The organism is Chryseobacterium sp. CFS15, from assembly GCF_031118795.1.
Lineage (GTDB): Bacteria > Bacteroidota > Bacteroidia > Flavobacteriales > Weeksellaceae > Chryseobacterium > Chryseobacterium indoltheticum.
Genome location: NZ_JAVHYL010000018.1, coordinates 36,243 through 52,725, shown reverse-complemented (window position 1 = coordinate 52,725; position 16,483 = coordinate 36,243). Strand labels below are relative to the sequence as shown.

The following is a 16,483-nucleotide window of genomic DNA, read 5'->3' as shown; positions in this document are numbered from 1 at the left end:
ATCCTTGATAGTAAAAAGGGAAAAGGAGGAGGCTATTTTTTCAAAGAAAATCCTCAAAATGTAAATCTGGCGAAGATTATTCGTCTCGTAAATGGTCCCATTGCAATGCTTCCTTGTGTAAGTCTTAATTTTTATGAAAAATGTGCAGATTGCAACGAAGATCACTGCAGTTTACACGATGTTTTGATAGAGGTGAGAGATGCATCGCTTAAAATTTTAGAAGAAAAAACACTTTTAGACCTAATTGATTAAGTCCTAATTTTGATTTTATAAGTCTACTTATTTGGTAGGATAACATTTTTGTTAGATATTTGCTGGTATCAAACAGAAATTATGTTTTCAAAAGAGGATATAGATACTTTACAGCAGCTTACTTTGGAGGACGGATTACAATTTGTTTCTTCTAAATTCTCAGAAGGGATTGTTTTCTCAACCTCGCTTGGTCAGGAAGACCAGGTAATTACAGATGCTATTTTCAAAAATAATTTACCGATAAAAGTTTTCACCTTAGATACAGGACGTCTTTTTTATGAGCATTACGATTTGCTTTCGAAAAATAATTCGCGTTATCAAAAGAAAACTGAAGTTTACTTTCCCGAATCTTGCGATGTTGAAAAATATGTGATGGAAAAAGGTATCAACGGTTTTTACCATTCCGTTGAGAACAGGAAAGAATGTTGTTTTATACGAAAAGTAAAGCCGTTGAACCGTGCTTTGGAAAATGCCAAAGTCTGGATTACCGGTTTACGCTCTGAACAATCTGAAAACCGTGAAAATATGCCAATTTTGGAGTGGGATGAAGAACGGAAATTATACAAATACAACCCATTAATTAACTGGACTTATCAGGATGTTCTACATTATTTAGAACAACATAAAGTTCAGGAATTGTCTTTACATAAAAAAGGTTTCATCAGTGTGGGTTGCCAACCTTGCACAAGAGCCATCGAAGAAGGCGAAAACCCACGGGCCGGAAGATGGTGGTGGGAAACTTCACAAAAAGAATGCGGTCTGCATTCACATTAATTCACATTTAATTTTTCGAATAATAATGAGTGACTATAAACTAAATTATCTGGAACAACTGGAAGCCGAAAGCATTTATATCATGCGTGAAATTGCGGCTCAGTTTGAGAAACCAGCTTTGCTTTTCAGCGGTGGAAAAGATTCTATTACATTGGTTCATCTGGCGAAAAAGGCTTTTGCTCCGATGAAAATTCCTTTTCCTTTTGTACATATTGATACGGGACACAATTTTCCTGAAGCATTGCAGTTTAGAGATTATTTTGCTGAAAGTCTTGGTGCAGAGCTGATCGTCAGAAAAGTTGAAGACACCATTAAAGCAAAAAAATTAACCGAGCCAAAAGGAAAATTTGCTTCTAGAAACTGGTTACAGACGCATACTTTATTAGATACCATTGAAGAGTTTCAGTTTGATGCCTGCATTGGCGGAGCGAGAAGAGATGAGGAAAAAGCCAGAGCAAAAGAAAGATTTTTCTCTGTTCGTGACGAATTCGGACAATGGGATCCGAAACTTCAACGCCCGGAATTGTGGAATATCTACAACGGAAGAATCAACAAAGGTGAAAATGTAAGAGTTTTCCCTATTTCAAACTGGACGGAACTCGATGTTTGGAATTATATTAAAAAAGAAAATATTCAGCTGCCTTCGATTTATTTTGCGCACGATCGTAATGTGATTGAGTATGACGGACAATTAATTGCGGTATCAGATTTCATTCAGATTGATGAGAATGATCAGATTCAAAATAAAAAAGTGCGCTACAGAACGGTTGGAGATATGACTTGTACTGCTGCAGTTGAAAGCGCTGCTGAAACTTTAGATCAGGTTGTGAACGAAATTACCGCTTCCCGAATTTCAGAACGTGGCGAAACCCGAATTGATGATAAAGTAACGGAAGCCGCAATGGAAGACAGAAAGAAGGGAGGTTACTTTTAATATAAATGATAAACGATTTTTAAAAGAAAGTTGAGATGATTTATCATTGATCAATTATCATTAATAAATAAACTTATGGACATATTAAGATTTATAACTGCAGGAAGTGTAGACGACGGTAAAAGTACGTTGATCGGAAGACTTCTCTACGACAGCAAAAATATATTGATCGACCAGCTTGAAGCGCTGGAAAAACAATCAAAAAATAAAAACGAAAACGGAGTAGACCTTGCGATTTTGACCGACGGATTAAGAGCCGAAAGAGAACAGGGAATTACCATTGATGTTGCTTATCGATATTTTTCGACTCCAAAAAGGAAATTCATTATTGCCGATGCACCGGGACATATTCAGTACACTCGAAATATGATTACGGGAGCTTCAAATTCGCAATTGATTATAATTTTGATTGATGCAAGACAAGGCGTTATTGAGCAGACCAGAAGACATTCCATCATCGCTTCATTATTAAAAATGAAAAATGTGGTAGTTGCGATTAATAAAATGGATTTGGTAGATTATTCCGAAGAAGTTTTCAATGATATTAAAGCTCAATATGAATTGGTTGCCAAAAAACTGAAGCTGGAAAACGTCAATTATTTTCCGATTTCGGCTTTTAATGGGGATAATATTGTTTCTAAATCTGAGAAAACAGATTGGTATCAAGGTTCAACACTTTTAGATTTCTTAGAAAATGTGGAAATCAATCAAGATCAGGAAAAAGAAAATCCAAGATTTCAGGTGCAGTATGTTATTCGTCCGCAAACTGATGAGCTGCATGATTACAGAGGTTATGCCGGAGAAGTGATTTCAGGAATTTACAGAAAAGGAGATGAAATTACGGTGCTTCCACAAAATATTCAGACTAAAATTTCCAAAATTGAAACAGGAGGTCATGAAGTAGATTTTGTATTTACCAATCAGCCTGCCGTGATTCATGTGGAAGATGATATCGACATCAGCCGTGGAGATTTTTTAGTAAAAACCAATCAACAGCCGAAAGTTGAAAATGAGTTTGAAGCTGTAGTTTGCTGGCTCGATAAAAAAGAACTCAACGAAGGAAACAAATATTTCATTCAGCATAAGAGCAAGACTCAGAAAGCTATCATTAAAGAAATTGAATATAAAATCGATGTTAATACTTTAGAGCAAACTCCAATTACCGAAAATGTAAAGCTTAATGAAGTAGTAAAAGTAAGATTAAAAACAGCATCGCCTTTGGTTTTTGACAGTTTTGAAGAAAGCAAGTCCACCGGAAATGCCATTTTGATTGATGAAACCAGCAATTCTACTGTTGGAGCGGTGATGATTTTATAAGTTTTTAATTTAACACACATGATGATATGATAATTTCGCAAAAAATTCAGTTCAGGCTCAATCTGCTATTGATTACAATTGCAGTTTTGGCAATCACATTTCTGTCGATGTACAGCTTAGGATATTTGGATGAACTTGAAATTATTCTTGCCAAAGACAATTACATTTTTTACTGGATGCTTTTGGTAGGAGTTTTTGCTGAAATTGTCGCCGGATCAATGGGGATGGGATATGGAGTGATTTGCACCACAACACTTTTATTTCTGGGAATTCCTCCGCATGCGGTAAGTGCAAGTATTCATTCTGCTGAAAGTTTTACAACAGCAGCCGGAAGTATAAGTCACATTAAACTAAAAAATGTAAGCAAAAGTCTGGTGAAAAGGCTCGCGATTCCTGCGATTATCGGAGCAATTATTGGAGCCGTTTCGTTGACTTATCTCGGTGAATATTATTCGAAAATTACGAAAACAGTAATTTCTTTTTACACTCTGTATCTTGGAATTCAGATTTTATCGAATGCTTTTAAACCTAAACAGAATAAAGCTTTAAAGAAAAAAACAAATCTTACCCGATTGGGAGTGATTGGTGGTTTTATCGATTCTTTTGCTGGTGGAGGATGGGGACCTTTGGTAACCGGAACTTTAATTAAAAACAGTTTTACGCCCAGATTTGCAGTAGGAAGTTCTACGGTTGCAAAATTTATTTTGACTGTTACTGCAGCAGTAACTTTCTTTTTAACCTTAGGAATTCAACACTGGAATATTATTTTAGGGCTTTTGATTGGCGGAATTATTACTGCACCTTTTTCTGCAATGCTTACTGCAAAACTTCCTGTAAAAAATATGTTTATTATCATCGGAACTTTGGTGATCGTGATGAGCTCGATTACGATATTTAAGTCGATCTTTTAGACTATTTTTTTGTGAAAAATTTAGGATAATTTGAATTCAATTAAAATCAAAAATAATTTACATTTACTGCCTAAAAATAATACATGAATTTACATATCGTTGCCCTTTTCAAATTTAAAGAAAACAACTTAATGGATGCTGTAGAACTATTTCAGACTTTGGTAAGAGAAACCAGAAAAGAAGATGGATGCCTGCAATATGACTTAATTGAAGATAAAGATAATAAAGGAACTTTTTTCCTGATTGAATTATGGGAAAGTGTAGAGCATCACAGCCAACACAACGGAACGGATCATCTAATGGATTTCAGAAAAAATGCGTCTAAAATACTGGAAGAAGCAACACAGGTTTATAAAGGCTTTAAGATTTATTAATTTTGCTAGATGCTAGATGCTAGATGCTAGATGCTAGATGCTAGATGCTAGATGCTAGATGCTAGAAAAAATGCAAAAGGCAGTTTCATCATTCTTGAAACTGCCTTTTTATTAGAAAAAATAGAAAGTATTAATTTTGTGGTGAATGGTCAATTAGTTTCGCTGTTAATGGTGAATTTAAAATTGACTACTGACAATTCACTGCGAAGAAAATTCACTTCTTCATGTTTCTTATTTTACAATAAGTTTTTTAGTTTCTGTCTTACCACCGTAAGAAATTTTCACCAGATAATTTCCTGCCGGAAGATGAGATAAATTAAGATCTTGTTTGTAGAAACCTGCCTGATTGCTCAGCTCTGCATTATAAACTCTCTTACCGGTAAGATCATAAACTTCAACGCTTCCTTTGTTGTTGTCTTTTTCTTTTACATCAAATAAAACAGTTACTTTTTTGTCGGCCGTTGTCGGATTCGGATAAATACCGAATGACGCTTTCTTGCTAACCTCTGTAATACCCAATGTTGAGGTAATATTTTTGTATTTGAAGTACATATTTCCTGTAGATGACCCATCATTTGAAACAAAGTACATTCTGTAATAATCAGAGCCTTGTTTTACATAATAAACAACATCGGAGTAAGGCAATCCTATTGTAGGTTTCCAGTAATGTCCGATTGTTGTGATATTGTTTGAAAATGCAGTTAATGCAGGCACAGCGGAAGTCGTGGTAGCCTGTGTTTCAGGTTTTACTCTTGCTACAGTAATATTTGGATTTTGAATAACGCCAGACAATCTGTATTTCATTGTTTGTGGGTTTCCTTGCTGATCAACATATGGATAATCATTCCAGTATCTTGTAAACATCATATCCCAATTGGCTCTCGGCGGCTCAAGATTTGCAACTTTATCTCCTGTGGCAAAAGAGAAATAGTTGAAGAAAGCATCATCAGTTCCGTTAGCTATCGTTTTTGTTTGTGTAGCATCCCAGGAAGAAGTGGTAGAATTCCATTTTGCATATTTAAAAGTGTACCCGCCAAAGAAATCTTCAATCATAAATTTATAGAAAACATCTGAAGGATATTTTAAAATAAAAACGACGCTTCCTACCACATGATGATTAGAAGGGTTATATTCTCCCCAGCCATAGGTTGCAGAACCTTGTTCAAAGGCACCATTCTCAAGAGCAGTTGTATTATCCAAATTATATAAAGGCGCTCCGTAGGTCGAGATATTATTAGTGGTAATCGTATTCCAGGCACTTGCTGTATTTGCGGCTTGATACACTTCTACATTCTGAGCATCATTCATTCTGGTTCCGAATCCGTAAGTAGAGTTTCTGTAGAATGCAATATCCCAAGAATTTGCTGGTTGAGAAACAATATTGTTTGCACTAAAATCAAAGAACACTCTGTTTTGATACGAAGGTCCCATTGTAAGGTTTACCGTAGTATATCCGTTTGCATCTGTCTGAGCCAATACAGTTTGCTGCACTGATAAAGCAAATACTGATGCCAAAAATAATTTTGTTTTCATAACCTTAATTTCCTTATTTAGAATTATTCTACAAAACTAGATAATTATTTTTAATAATTCTAAATAAAAACATGACATTTGTCTTGTTTTGAATTTTGTAAATAAGTATTTTACATTAAAGTGTTGGTTTTCAAAGATTTAAAACAAAAAAAAGTGAATTACATTAGTAACTCACTTTTTAGAATATATTTGAAATCAATTATTTCTTGATGAATTTTGATTGAATAGCTTTTCCATCTTTAGTCTGGGCTGAGATATAATAAACCCCGGTTTGAAGAGTGTTGATGTCAAAAGAATTATTATTAGGTTTCCCTGAAGCTACATTTTGACCAGCTGCAGAATAAACATCTACTTTTTTAATTTCTGTTTTACCCACAAAAAAAAGAGCAGTATTGTCTGCATTTACAGCGAACTGAATGTAGTTATTTTTTTTTGAGTTATCAGAAACAGATAAGCTAGCCGTTAAGTCATAAACCACGTCGTCAAAATCTGCTGCTGTGTGAGGTACACCTGTAACAGCATTTACAGTTTTAAAAACAATATAGCTTAAAGATGAGCTTGGGATTGCTCTTGTAATAGTCTGATAGGTATTGTCTGTAAGTGTAACGGGTGCTCCTACAGCTACAAAAGTAGTCATATCTGTAGGGCTCGATGCCAATCCTACTTGTACAATTATTGGAGCAGCATTTTGTCCATTTCTTCTTGCTTTGAAAGAGAGCGTTTTATTTCCTGTTGGCGCAACAATTTGTGGAGACACTAAATATTGCGGAGTGTCTTTATTACCTCCGGAATACGATGACACATATCTGTTTGTAGCATCATTTGCTTCTGCATATACAATCATCATTGGAGACGGCGGGCTCGGCGGAGTATTCATCGGAGGGAGTACGGCAGACCAACTATTCTGAGGAAATGTTGTATTTCCTATTGTAAAATTGTTAAAATTCTGGTTAATTGTAGCCACTTGTGCATTTGCTGTAACGGCTGAAAAAACTAATCCTGCAAAAAGTAATTTTAATTTCATTTTTTCTAATATTTATAAGTCACAAAATTACTGATTAGTTTTTAATTGTTCTAAATAAAATAATGATTTTTGTCTTGTTTTTAAATTTAATAATATTGTTGACATACAATGTATTATAATAATTTTCAGAATATCTGTTATCATTATCAAAATTCTGTTATCATCATTTTCAGTTAAAATATCATATGACAAAACTTTAATTATTTTTACTTATTCTAAATAAAGTCCTATATTTGTCGAAATTTTGAATCTATGAAGAAGAAAGTGTTTTCAATTGTGTCGTTATCAACAGTTTTATGGATTAATGCACAGGAAAAAGATTCTCTTAATCAAAAGAAAATAGAAGAGGTTGTTATCACCGGACAATACATGCAGCAATCGATCAATAAATCAATTTACAAAGTTGAGGTGATTGATGCTCAGCAGATTAAAAATATGGCTGTAACAAATGTTGCAGAAGTTCTGAATCAAAGTTTAAATGTTCTTATTGTATCGGATCGTAATTCAGGAAATTCTACAGCAAGTTTAATGGGTTTGGGTGGTGAATACACCAAAATTTTAATTGATAATATTCCTGTGGTAGGCGATATAGGCTTAGGAAATAATATTGATTTAACTAAACTTAATGTAAACAATATTGAAAGAATTGAGCTTGTAAGAGGTTCAATGGGTGTAGATTACGGTTCTAATGCTGTTGCAGGTGTTATTAATATTATCACTAAAAAAAATAGCCAGAAAAAACTAAGTTTATCAGCTTCTTTACAAGAAGAAACTGTAGGTAAAGAGTATGATTGGTATAAAAAAGGAGAGGGAAGGCATATTCAGAATTTAAATGTGGGTTACAATATCAATGAGAATTGGTATGTTGGAGCAAATATTAATCATAATGATTTTCAAGGTTTTAGAGGAGATCAAAATGGATATAAATATTTTAATGAATCTAATGACGGAAAAAGAGGATATGATTGGCAACCTAAAGATGTTTTGAATGTTGACGGTATTTTACGATATACTAAAAATAAAACGTCAATCTTTTATAAGTTTGGATATTTAAATGAAAAGCTAAATTATTATAATCCGATAATTACTGAGCTATATTTAGGTGAAGGAAACAGAACCTATACTGCAACAGATAGAGATTATCTTACTACAAGATATCTTAATCAGCTGAATGTACAGACAAAATTGGGTACAATCAATTATACAGGAGACTTTTCTTATCAAACTCAGGATCGAAAATTCAGAGATTTTGAATATGATGTTCCAAACAGACAGACGGCACAAAAAGATGAATACAAATCTTATAATAAAGCAGACGTAATTTACTCGAGAGGAGTTTTTAGTAATTTCCTAAACAGCGATAAAATTAATTTCCAATTAGGATATGAATTGGATCATACATCCGGTTTTGCAGGGAATGCTGCGGGGGTTTTTCAAGGAACCAGCGACGTAACAAGAAAAATTTTCAATTATGCCAACTTCATTTCTGCAGAATGGACTGCCAATAATTGGTTATCAATCCGTCCCGGTTATCGTTTGGCATTAAGTGATAAATTTGAGACGCAACATAATTACTCGGTTACTGCAAGAGCAAAAATTACTGAGAATGATAATCTTAGGCTGGTCGTTGGAAGCGCAAATAGGTTTCCAAATTTTGATGAGCTTTATACCTATCGAGTAGACAGTAATCATGATATACAAGGAAATCAAGATCTTGTTCCTGAAGAAGGTATGACGGTTTCACTAAATGGAGAAAAGAAAATAAATACAAGTTCGGGCTGGAATTTAAAAGTAGGAACAAGTGGGACCTATCTTAATCTGAAAAACAGAATTGAATTAGCACTTATTAATCAATCGCCGTTACAGTATAAATATATCAACATTGATAAATTTGAATCTTACTTATTCGAGGCAAATTTCAGAGCTCAGAAAAATAATTTTGTTGTCGGTGCAAATGCTTCTTACTATGGTATTTCCAGAGTGTTAAAAGCAGGCGGTGCTACTTCACCAGACGATTTTTTCTATACTTTAGAGGCTAATTTATCAGCAAATTATACACTTCCAAAGATTAATACAACTCTTTCATTGTACTATAAATATACAGGGAAAACTCAAATCCCTGTTTTGGTTTCAGATCTTACATCATCATATTTCGTAATCGGTGAGAGAAAAGATTTCAGCATGATGAATTTTATTGTTTCTCAGCCATTCTATAATAATCATTTTGAGCTAAGTGTAGGAGTGAAAAATATTTTTGATGTTTCATCCGTAAGAGATACTACAATAGGAGGTACAGCACATAATTCAGCCGATTCTGCAGCAAATCTCTTCTATGGCAGAAGCTACTTTGCCAGATTAAATTATAATTTTTAAATAAATTAAAATGAAAAAAATACTATTTGGGTTATTAATAGGAGCCTCTTTCATTTCTCAGTCTTGTATTAACGATAACGAAGATCCTGTACAAGTTTCAAAAACCGATGGTAATGTGGTAGACGCCAACGTTGGAGGTGCTGCACAGCCTAATCAGGTTTGGATAGATTTGGGAACTGATACCAAAACATATACAAAAAGAACCGATTGGGATTTGGCATTGTACTCTGGAAACGAATTTAAAGTAGTTCTCAACTCATCAATTATGATGGCAGCGGGGAAAATTGATGGTGCTACCAATATTGATTTGGTTACAGAAGCAAGTGTAGCTGCTTTGAAAGATCAGGTACAAGTTGCCAACTTTAATCCTGCAAATGTAGTTTACATTGACGATGTTAATGGAGATTTCCCGTCAGGAACTACTGCAATTGAAGAAATCAAAGCTAATGACTCAGAAAATGCTATCTATCTGGTGAATATGGGAAAAGATATCTTTCACGGAGTAACAGCTGTTGGTTCAATTACTACCGGAGGTGATAGTCGTGGCTGGATGAAAGTACAGATTATAAGATCTGGAGCAGGGTACAAAATAAAATATGCTGAAATGAATAAAACGGATCATAAAGAAATTACAGTTTCGAAAAATTCAGCTTACAACTTCAAATTTGTAAGTATGAAAGAAAATAAAGAGCTTTTTATTCAGCCAGAAAAAAAGAAATGGGATCTGTGTTTCACAGTATTTACTAATACGATTACAGGAGCAGGAAGCTATATTTACGGAGACTTTGTAACGAGTAATAATGTCGGAGGAGCAGGAGCATACGAGGTTGTAATTCCTTCACCTACTTCGGGAGTTGAGGCATATACGAATTTCAACTTTTCAGATATTGATCAATCGAAATTTATATACAATGATCAAAGAGTTATTGGTGCAAACTGGAGAAATCCTGTGGGAACAAATGGTCTTGAAGTGTATGGTGATCGTTTCTACGTGATTAAAGATCCTGATGGGAATTATTTTAAATTAAGATTCACAAGACTTACAAAAGCAGCAACCGATCAATACGGTCAGGCTGGTGAAAGAGGTTTTGCCCAGTTCGAATATAAACCATTGTATTAAAATCAAATAATAATTAGATAAAAATGAAAAAATTCATCCTTGCAGCTTCTGTTTTAGTGGCAGTATATTCTTGCAAAAAAGAAGTTCAAAAACCTACAGAAAACGGAACTGAAGTTTCTTCTGACACTCCGAAATCTGATAATAAAATCGTTTCTATCAGTGGAGGCATCACAGAGATTGTTGCTGCTCTTGGTCACGAAAACGAAATTGTAGCAACAGATGTTACCAGTACATATCCTGAATCTCTGAAAGCTACTGCTGAAAATTTGGGTCATGTAAGATCTATGACGATTGAGCCGATCATGGCGGTAAATCCAACTTTGATTTTAGCTTCAGATAAAGATATCAATCCAGATTTATTAGGGAAAATAAAAGCTTCAGGTATCAAAACTGAATTATTTAAACAAGAATTTACAGTTGACGGAACCAAAAAATTAATTGCTGATGTTGCAAAAGCTGTAGGAAACACAGATTATCAGAAATTAAACGATAAAATTGATACCGATTTAAAGCAAATTCAGCCAATTGCCAAAAAACCGAAAGTACTATTCATCTACGCAAGAGGAAATATGATGATGGTTTCTGGTAAAAATACGCCTATGGCAGCTTTAATTAATCTTGCAGGAGGTGAAAACGCAATCAATGACTTCGAAGATTTCAAACCATTAACTCCGGAAGCGGTTGTAAAAGCAAATCCTGATGTTTTATTCTTCTTTACGACTGGCCTTCAGGGATCAGGTGGAAACGAAGGTGCATTAAAAATGCCAGGTGTTTCTCAAACCAATGCAGGTAAAAACAAAAGAATTATCGCAATGGATGGAGGTTTAGTTTCAAGCTTCGGACCCAGACTTGGTGAGGCTGCAGTTTCATTAAATAAACTTTTAGTTGAAAGCACAAAATAAATTATATATTTATCTTATTATAAGTGCCCTTTTGCTGGTTATACTGGCAATTGTGGCACTTTATATCGGTGTCTACGATTTCAACGGCGTTTCACCTTTTACCGTTTTAGGTCAGTTCATTCAGGGGGATCCCAATCTGCAGTTAAGTGATAAATATGTACTTTGGGACGTGAGAGCATCGCGAATTATCATGGCTATTTTGGTAGGAAGTATGTTGGCGGTTTCAGGCACGAGTTTACAGGGATTGTTTAAAAATCCTTTGGCAACGGGAGATTTAATAGGTCTTACTTCGGGAGCAACTTTATTGGCGGCAATTGCAATTGTTTTAGGAGGGCATTTCAAAGAATATCTTCCTGAAATGGTACAGTTTTCACTGACGGGTATTTCAGCTTTCATAGGAGCTTTATTAGCAATGTTGTTGGTGTATAGGATATCTACAAGTGGTGGGAAAACCAATGTTGTGATGATGTTGTTGAGTGGAGTTGCAATTACCGCAATCGGATTTTCTATCACTGGTTTTTTGATTTATATCTCGAAAGACGAACAATTAAGAGATCTTACTTTCTGGAATATGGGAAGTTTGGCTGCTGCAACCTGGACTAAAAATATTGTTTTAGCAATCGTAATCGTAATTTCTTACACTATTCTTCTTCCGAAAGGAAAAGCGCTCAATGCAATGATGTTGGGTGAAAAAGATGCACAGCATTTAGGAATTAATGTTGAAAGATTAAAAAAACAGATTGTTATTTTAACGGCTTTAATGATCGGAACCTGCGTTGCTTTTTCAGGAACGATTGGTTTTGTAGGGCTTATTGTACCGTATATTTTAAGGCTTTTATTTAAATCGAATTATACGTTTATTTTACCGCTGTCTGCAATTTTCGGAAGCATTTTACTGTTGGTGGCAGATACGTTTAGCCGAAGTGTGGTGCAGCCTTCAGAATTACCGATTGGTATTTTAACGGCGTTAATGGGCGGCCCTATTTTTATCGCTATTTTAATTAAATTTAAAAAATCATTCTAATGTTAAAGGCACGTCAGATTGATTATAAGCATAAAGAATTTTTTATTCTGAATGATGTAGATGTCACGTTAGATTACGGGGACTTTTTGGCAATTGTTGGTCCAAACGGAGCCGGGAAGTCAAGTTTGCTCAGTATTCTGGCGAATGAAGTGAAGCAGGGACAGCAGAAAATAATGTTTAAAGATAAAGATATTTCTGAATGGGAAGTGAGAGAATTGTCATTACACAAAGCTAAATTTTCTCAGCATAATTCCAACGAGATTCCTTTGCAGGTAAAAGATGTGGTGATGATGGGGCGTTATCCTTATTTTGATTCTCAGCCAAGAAAAGAAGATTTCGAAGCGATGAACAAATTGATGTACGAAACCGACGTTTACCATCTTAAAGAAAGAGATTACAATACGTTGTCTGGTGGTGAAAAGCAAAGAGTGCATCTTTCGAGAGTAATGGCGCAACTTGAAAATGAGTTAGAGCAAAAACTTGTTTTTCTTGATGAACCTTTGAATAATTTAGATGTAAAGCATCAGTACAAAGCTTTAGAAATCATAAAAAAATTTACACAGCATGCCAATTCAGCCATCGTTGTTTTGCACGATCTGAATCTTGCTGCTCAGTTTGCAGATAAAATTTTATTGATGAAATCAGGAAAAGTTTCGGCGTACGGTACGCCGGAAGAAGTTTTTACTTCCGAAAATATTACGCAGGCCTACAACTTTCCTTGTACTATTTGTCCGCATCCGGTCAACTCAAACCCAATGATTATTTTTGGATAAATGGAAGAGAAAGATTTAAAAATATTAGCCCAAAATCTTGCCAACCCGCAAGGTGAAAAAGGTGTTGAAATTGGTGAAATGATGAATGCCACCAATATAGGAATGACGCTTGAAAGCATCAAAATACTTTTGATAGAAGATGATGAGCATATTCTTGAAATTGGTCATGGAAATGCAGGTCATCTTAAAAGTATTTTAAATAAAGCCAAAGACCTTACATATACAGGAATTGATATTTCTGAAACAATGCGTAAAGAAGCTCAGAATCTGAATACAGAATTCAAATCTCAGGCTGATTTTATTTTGTATGAAGGCAGAAAGCTTCCTTTTGAAGATGAGGTTTTTGATAAAATATTTACAGTCAATACCGTTTATTTCTGGGAACATCCGGTTGAGTTTCTCAACGAGATTTACAGAGTTTTAAAAAATACGGGAACCTTCGTCCTTACTTTCGCACAGAGAGATTTCATGGAGAAATTACCATTTACAAAATTTAATTTTACGCTTTACAATAACGACGAAATGGAAGAATTAATATCTGAAAGTCGTTTTAAAAGAATAAAAATCTCCGAAAAAGAGGAAAAAATAAAAAGCAAAACCGGAGACGAATTAATCAAAAGAAATTATACAGTTTTAACCATAAAAAAATAATAAAATGAATACAATAGTTAACGATCTGAAAGAAAAATGGGAAGCTCTGAAAGTAGAAAATCCACATTTGAGAATAAGAAATGCCGCTGAACAACTGGGTGTAAGCGAAGCAGAATTATTATTAACTAACGTAGGGGAAGAAGTTACCGTTTTAAAACCTGAATTTGCCAACATCTTAACGGAAGTTGAAAAATTAGGGAAAGTAATGGCGCTAACAAGAAATGACGAGTGTGTTCACGAAAGAAAAGGAACTTACTTAAACGGTGATTTCAGCAGTCCTCATGCACAGCTTTTTGTAGGTGAAGATATCGATTTAAGAATCTTCCAAAATCACTGGAAATTTGCTTTCGCTGTAGTTGAAGGTGATAAAAGAAGTCTTCAGTTCTTCGGAAAAGATGGTTTGGCGCTTCACAAAATTTATGTAACGAAAGACAGCAATGTTGAAGCTTTCGATCCTATCGTTGCTCAATTTAGAGCTGAAAATCAGAACCAAACTTTTGAATTTGAAGCGGTTGCTCCAAAAGCTATTGAAAAAGAAGATTCAGAAATTGATGCTGAAGGTTTTAAAAAAGCTTGGACTGAACTTAAAGATACACACGATTTCTTTATGATGACCAGAAAATTCGGGGTTTCAAGAACTCAGGCTTTGAGATTGGCGCCGGAAGGTTATGCTAAAAAAATAGATCCTTCAAAAGTGGTAAATGTTTTGGAAGATGCTTCTGAAAAGAATCTTCCGATCATGATTTTCGTTGGGAACAGAGGAATTATCCAAATCCACACCGGAGAAGTGAAAAAAACAATGTGGCACCAACAATGGTTTAATGTAATGGATCCTGATTTCAACTTACATTTAGATGTCACAAAAATCACTGAAGCATGGATCGTGAAAAAACCGACCGAAGACGGTGAGGTGACGGCAATCGAAGTATTCAACAAAGAAGGAGACTTTATTGTACAGTTTTTCGGAAAAAGAAAGCCGGGAATCCCTGAATTACAAGAATGGAAAGATTTGGTAGCAGATCTTGAAAAGTAATAATTAGATGATTTGATGAAGGCCGTTTTGTTTGAAGATTCAAAGCGGTCTTTTTTGTTGAACTTAAACACAAATGTCTGTCACAATAACACTGACTCCAAATTTAGATATAATGTTGGAAAATGCAAAGACGCAAGAATTTTTTAAATTTACGTTTTAAGTCGCAAGGATTTTATCTTCGATAAAATTTAAAACTGCATATTTGCATAATTCGATTAATAAATCACTTGCTGAAAATCTTTGATTTTCTTGCGCCTTAAAAACAAAATAAAGGTGAAAACTTTGCGTCTTTGCGAAAAACCAACAAACCTACATTTGCAGTACAGTCAATATAAATTTGTAATATTCTTGTTTAAAAACTTAATAAAATGAAAAATATTTTTATCGCCATATTAATTTTAGGCTTTTCTGTTGTTAAAGCGCAGAATTTTAAACCTTATCAATTTTACAGCAAAAAAGGAAAAGCCATCAAAACTGAGAAATTGATCAAGCAACTTGCTGATTACGATGTTGTTTTCTTTGGTGAACTGCACAATAATTCAATTGTTCACTGGCTTCAGTTAAAAGTAACAGAAGGGTTGTATGATCAAAAAAATAAACAGATTACTTTGGGAGCTGAAATGTTTGAAAGAGACAATCAGCCACAGCTTAATAAATATCTTGCCGGTAAAATTGAAGCAAAAAGTCTGAAAGATTCTGTTCGTTTGTGGAATAATTTTACCACAGATTACAAACCTTTGGTTGATTTTGCAAAAGATAAAAACCTGAATTTTATTGCGACCAATATTCCGAGAAAATATGCTTCTCAGACGGCAAAAGAAGGTTTGGAATCATTAAATAAACTGAGTGAAAAAGAAAAATCTTACATTGCTCAATTGCCGATCAATGTTACTTTAGACACGCCCGGTTATCCTGAAATGAAAAAAATGATGGGCGATCATGCAGAAGGAACCAAAGTGATGAATTTTATTTCGGCTCAGGCAACGAAAGATGCTACAATGGCAGAATCTATTCTCAACAACCTGCAACCCGGAAAAACATTTATTCATTACAACGGAAATTTCCACAGTAAAGAATTTGGCGGAATTTACTGGTACATCAAACAGAAAAATCCAAATCTAAAAATGGCGGTAATTTCTGTTTTTGAATCTGAAGATGATGAGTTGAAAATCCCTGAAAAAGAATATATCCCGACAGATTTTAATCTGATTGTTCCGGCGGATATGACCAAGACTTATTAGGTTTAAAGAAATAAGTGAAAAGAACCAAGTAAAAAGGTAAAAGAGATAAGTTGAAATATAAAGAAAATCGGAGATTTTCAAACTAATGTATTAAACCCTTTCCAAAATTACTTAGACTTTAATCAGTTTAATTTGCTTAATCTGCGTGAGAAAAAATATACACAATGTTGTCATTCCGTAGGAATCTAAGCAAAAATATTCAATAGAAATGGGCTTGTCGTCCTGAACGGAGTCTAATAAAGTCCTT

General features: G+C 34.5%; 16 protein-coding genes. 14 read left to right on the top strand and 2 right to left on the bottom strand.

All coding sequences use genetic code 11. The features are described 5' to 3' along the window. The 6 genes from OH814_RS19915 to OH814_RS19890 all read left to right on the top strand — a co-directional run. Positions 1-252: Rrf2 family transcriptional regulator (locus tag OH814_RS19915; RefSeq protein ID WP_308829374.1), on the top strand; the 252-nt coding region annotated here is incomplete at its 5' end. An 81-nt stretch (positions 253-333) separates the two neighbouring features. Continuing rightward, a complete protein-coding gene (locus OH814_RS19910; protein ID WP_308829373.1) occupies positions 334-1,026 on the top strand; it encodes a phosphoadenylyl-sulfate reductase in 693 nt (230 codons plus the stop codon). Between the two features lie 25 nt (positions 1,027-1,051). Beyond that, positions 1,052-1,960 (top strand): sulfate adenylyltransferase subunit CysD, encoded by a 909-nt coding sequence (cysD, locus tag OH814_RS19905; RefSeq protein ID WP_308829372.1) that lies wholly within the window; start codon positions 1,052-1,054, stop codon positions 1,958-1,960. A 75-nt stretch (positions 1,961-2,035) separates the two neighbouring features. Continuing rightward, positions 2,036-3,277: a GTP-binding protein gene (locus tag OH814_RS19900; protein WP_308829371.1), complete on the top strand. Its 1,242-nt coding sequence runs from the start codon at positions 2,036-2,038 to the stop codon at positions 3,275-3,277. Between the two features lie 26 nt (positions 3,278-3,303). Further along, complete coding sequence (locus OH814_RS19895; protein ID WP_308829370.1) at positions 3,304-4,188, top strand: sulfite exporter TauE/SafE family protein; 885 nt, start codon at positions 3,304-3,306, stop codon at positions 4,186-4,188. A gap of 83 nt (positions 4,189-4,271) precedes the next feature. Continuing rightward, entirely contained in the window at positions 4,272-4,562 is a 291-nt protein-coding gene (locus OH814_RS19890) for a putative quinol monooxygenase (protein WP_308829369.1), read from the top strand. 231 nt (positions 4,563-4,793) lie between these two features. Here the strand turns inward: OH814_RS19890 and OH814_RS19885 are convergent, their stop codons facing one another. Together OH814_RS19885 and OH814_RS19880 are read right to left on the bottom strand one after the other, a co-directional pair. Further along, positions 4,794-6,095 (bottom strand): T9SS type A sorting domain-containing protein, encoded by a 1,302-nt coding sequence (locus OH814_RS19885; RefSeq protein WP_308829368.1) that lies wholly within the window; start codon positions 6,093-6,095, stop codon positions 4,794-4,796. Between the two features lie 199 nt (positions 6,096-6,294). After that, the gene (locus OH814_RS19880) at positions 6,295-7,119 is read right to left on the bottom strand and encodes a T9SS type A sorting domain-containing protein (RefSeq protein WP_308829367.1); all 825 of its coding nucleotides are present in this window, start codon (positions 7,117-7,119) and stop codon (positions 6,295-6,297) included. Between the two features lie 252 nt (positions 7,120-7,371). Here OH814_RS19880 and OH814_RS19875 point away from each other — a divergent pair, with 252 nt between their 5' ends. The 8 genes from OH814_RS19875 to OH814_RS19840 all read left to right on the top strand — a co-directional run bounded on the left by OH814_RS19875 (position 7,372) and on the right by OH814_RS19840 (position 16,236). Then, positions 7,372-9,492, top strand: a complete 2,121-nt coding sequence (locus OH814_RS19875; protein WP_308829366.1) for a TonB-dependent receptor plug domain-containing protein — start codon at positions 7,372-7,374, stop codon at positions 9,490-9,492. Between the two features lie 10 nt (positions 9,493-9,502). After that, on the top strand, positions 9,503-10,612 hold the full coding sequence (locus tag OH814_RS19870) for an HmuY family protein (RefSeq protein ID WP_308829365.1): 1,110 nt from the start codon (positions 9,503-9,505) through the stop codon (positions 10,610-10,612). A gap of 23 nt (positions 10,613-10,635) precedes the next feature. Next, a complete protein-coding gene (locus tag OH814_RS19865) occupies positions 10,636-11,514 on the top strand; it encodes an ABC transporter substrate-binding protein (protein ID WP_308829364.1) in 879 nt (292 codons plus the stop codon). Continuing rightward, positions 11,498-12,538, top strand: a complete 1,041-nt coding sequence (locus tag OH814_RS19860; RefSeq protein ID WP_308829363.1) for an iron ABC transporter permease — start codon at positions 11,498-11,500, stop codon at positions 12,536-12,538. Before OH814_RS19865 ends, OH814_RS19860 begins: the two co-directional genes overlap by 17 nt. Next, positions 12,538-13,311 carry a heme ABC transporter ATP-binding protein gene (locus OH814_RS19855; RefSeq protein ID WP_201134874.1) on the top strand — a complete coding sequence of 258 codons (774 nt, stop codon included), beginning with the start codon at positions 12,538-12,540 and terminating at the stop codon, positions 13,309-13,311. The genes OH814_RS19860 and OH814_RS19855 overlap by 1 nt, the downstream gene beginning before the upstream one ends. Next, positions 13,312-13,962 (top strand): class I SAM-dependent methyltransferase, encoded by a 651-nt coding sequence (locus OH814_RS19850; protein ID WP_308829362.1) that lies wholly within the window; start codon positions 13,312-13,314, stop codon positions 13,960-13,962. It begins immediately after the preceding gene. 4 nt (positions 13,963-13,966) lie between these two features. Beyond that, complete coding sequence (locus OH814_RS19845; RefSeq protein ID WP_308829361.1) at positions 13,967-14,995, top strand: ChuX/HutX family heme-like substrate-binding protein; 1,029 nt, start codon at positions 13,967-13,969, stop codon at positions 14,993-14,995. A gap of 368 nt (positions 14,996-15,363) precedes the next feature. Beyond that, positions 15,364-16,236 (top strand): ChaN family lipoprotein, encoded by an 873-nt coding sequence (locus tag OH814_RS19840; RefSeq protein WP_308829360.1) that lies wholly within the window; start codon positions 15,364-15,366, stop codon positions 16,234-16,236. The last annotated feature ends 247 nt before the right edge of the window (positions 16,237-16,483 follow it).

Bases quoted from the DNA above. Each gene is read 5' to 3' on its own strand.
- OH814_RS19850 (WP_308829362.1), top strand. From the start codon at position 13,312: ATGGAAGAGAAAGATTTAAAAATATTAGCCCAAAATCTTGCCAACCCG.
- OH814_RS19885 (WP_308829368.1), bottom strand. From the start codon at position 6,095: ATGAAAACAAAATTATTTTTGGCATCAGTATTTGCTTTATCAGTGCAG.
- OH814_RS19880 (WP_308829367.1), bottom strand. From the start codon at position 7,119: ATGAAATTAAAATTACTTTTTGCAGGATTAGTTTTTTCAGCCGTTACA.
- OH814_RS19865 (WP_308829364.1), top strand. From the start codon at position 10,636: ATGAAAAAATTCATCCTTGCAGCTTCTGTTTTAGTGGCAGTATATTCT.
- OH814_RS19895 (WP_308829370.1), top strand. From the start codon at position 3,304: ATGATAATTTCGCAAAAAATTCAGTTCAGGCTCAATCTGCTATTGATT.
- OH814_RS19875 (WP_308829366.1), top strand. From the start codon at position 7,372: ATGAAGAAGAAAGTGTTTTCAATTGTGTCGTTATCAACAGTTTTATGG.
- cysD (WP_308829372.1), top strand. From the start codon at position 1,052: ATGAGTGACTATAAACTAAATTATCTGGAACAACTGGAAGCCGAAAGC.
- OH814_RS19910 (WP_308829373.1), top strand. From the start codon at position 334: ATGTTTTCAAAAGAGGATATAGATACTTTACAGCAGCTTACTTTGGAG.
- OH814_RS19870 (WP_308829365.1), top strand. From the start codon at position 9,503: ATGAAAAAAATACTATTTGGGTTATTAATAGGAGCCTCTTTCATTTCT.
- OH814_RS19845 (WP_308829361.1), top strand. From the start codon at position 13,967: ATGAATACAATAGTTAACGATCTGAAAGAAAAATGGGAAGCTCTGAAA.
- OH814_RS19855 (WP_201134874.1), top strand. From the start codon at position 12,538: ATGTTAAAGGCACGTCAGATTGATTATAAGCATAAAGAATTTTTTATT.
- OH814_RS19890 (WP_308829369.1), top strand. From the start codon at position 4,272: ATGAATTTACATATCGTTGCCCTTTTCAAATTTAAAGAAAACAACTTA.
- OH814_RS19840 (WP_308829360.1), top strand. From the start codon at position 15,364: ATGAAAAATATTTTTATCGCCATATTAATTTTAGGCTTTTCTGTTGTT.
- OH814_RS19900 (WP_308829371.1), top strand. From the start codon at position 2,036: ATGGACATATTAAGATTTATAACTGCAGGAAGTGTAGACGACGGTAAA.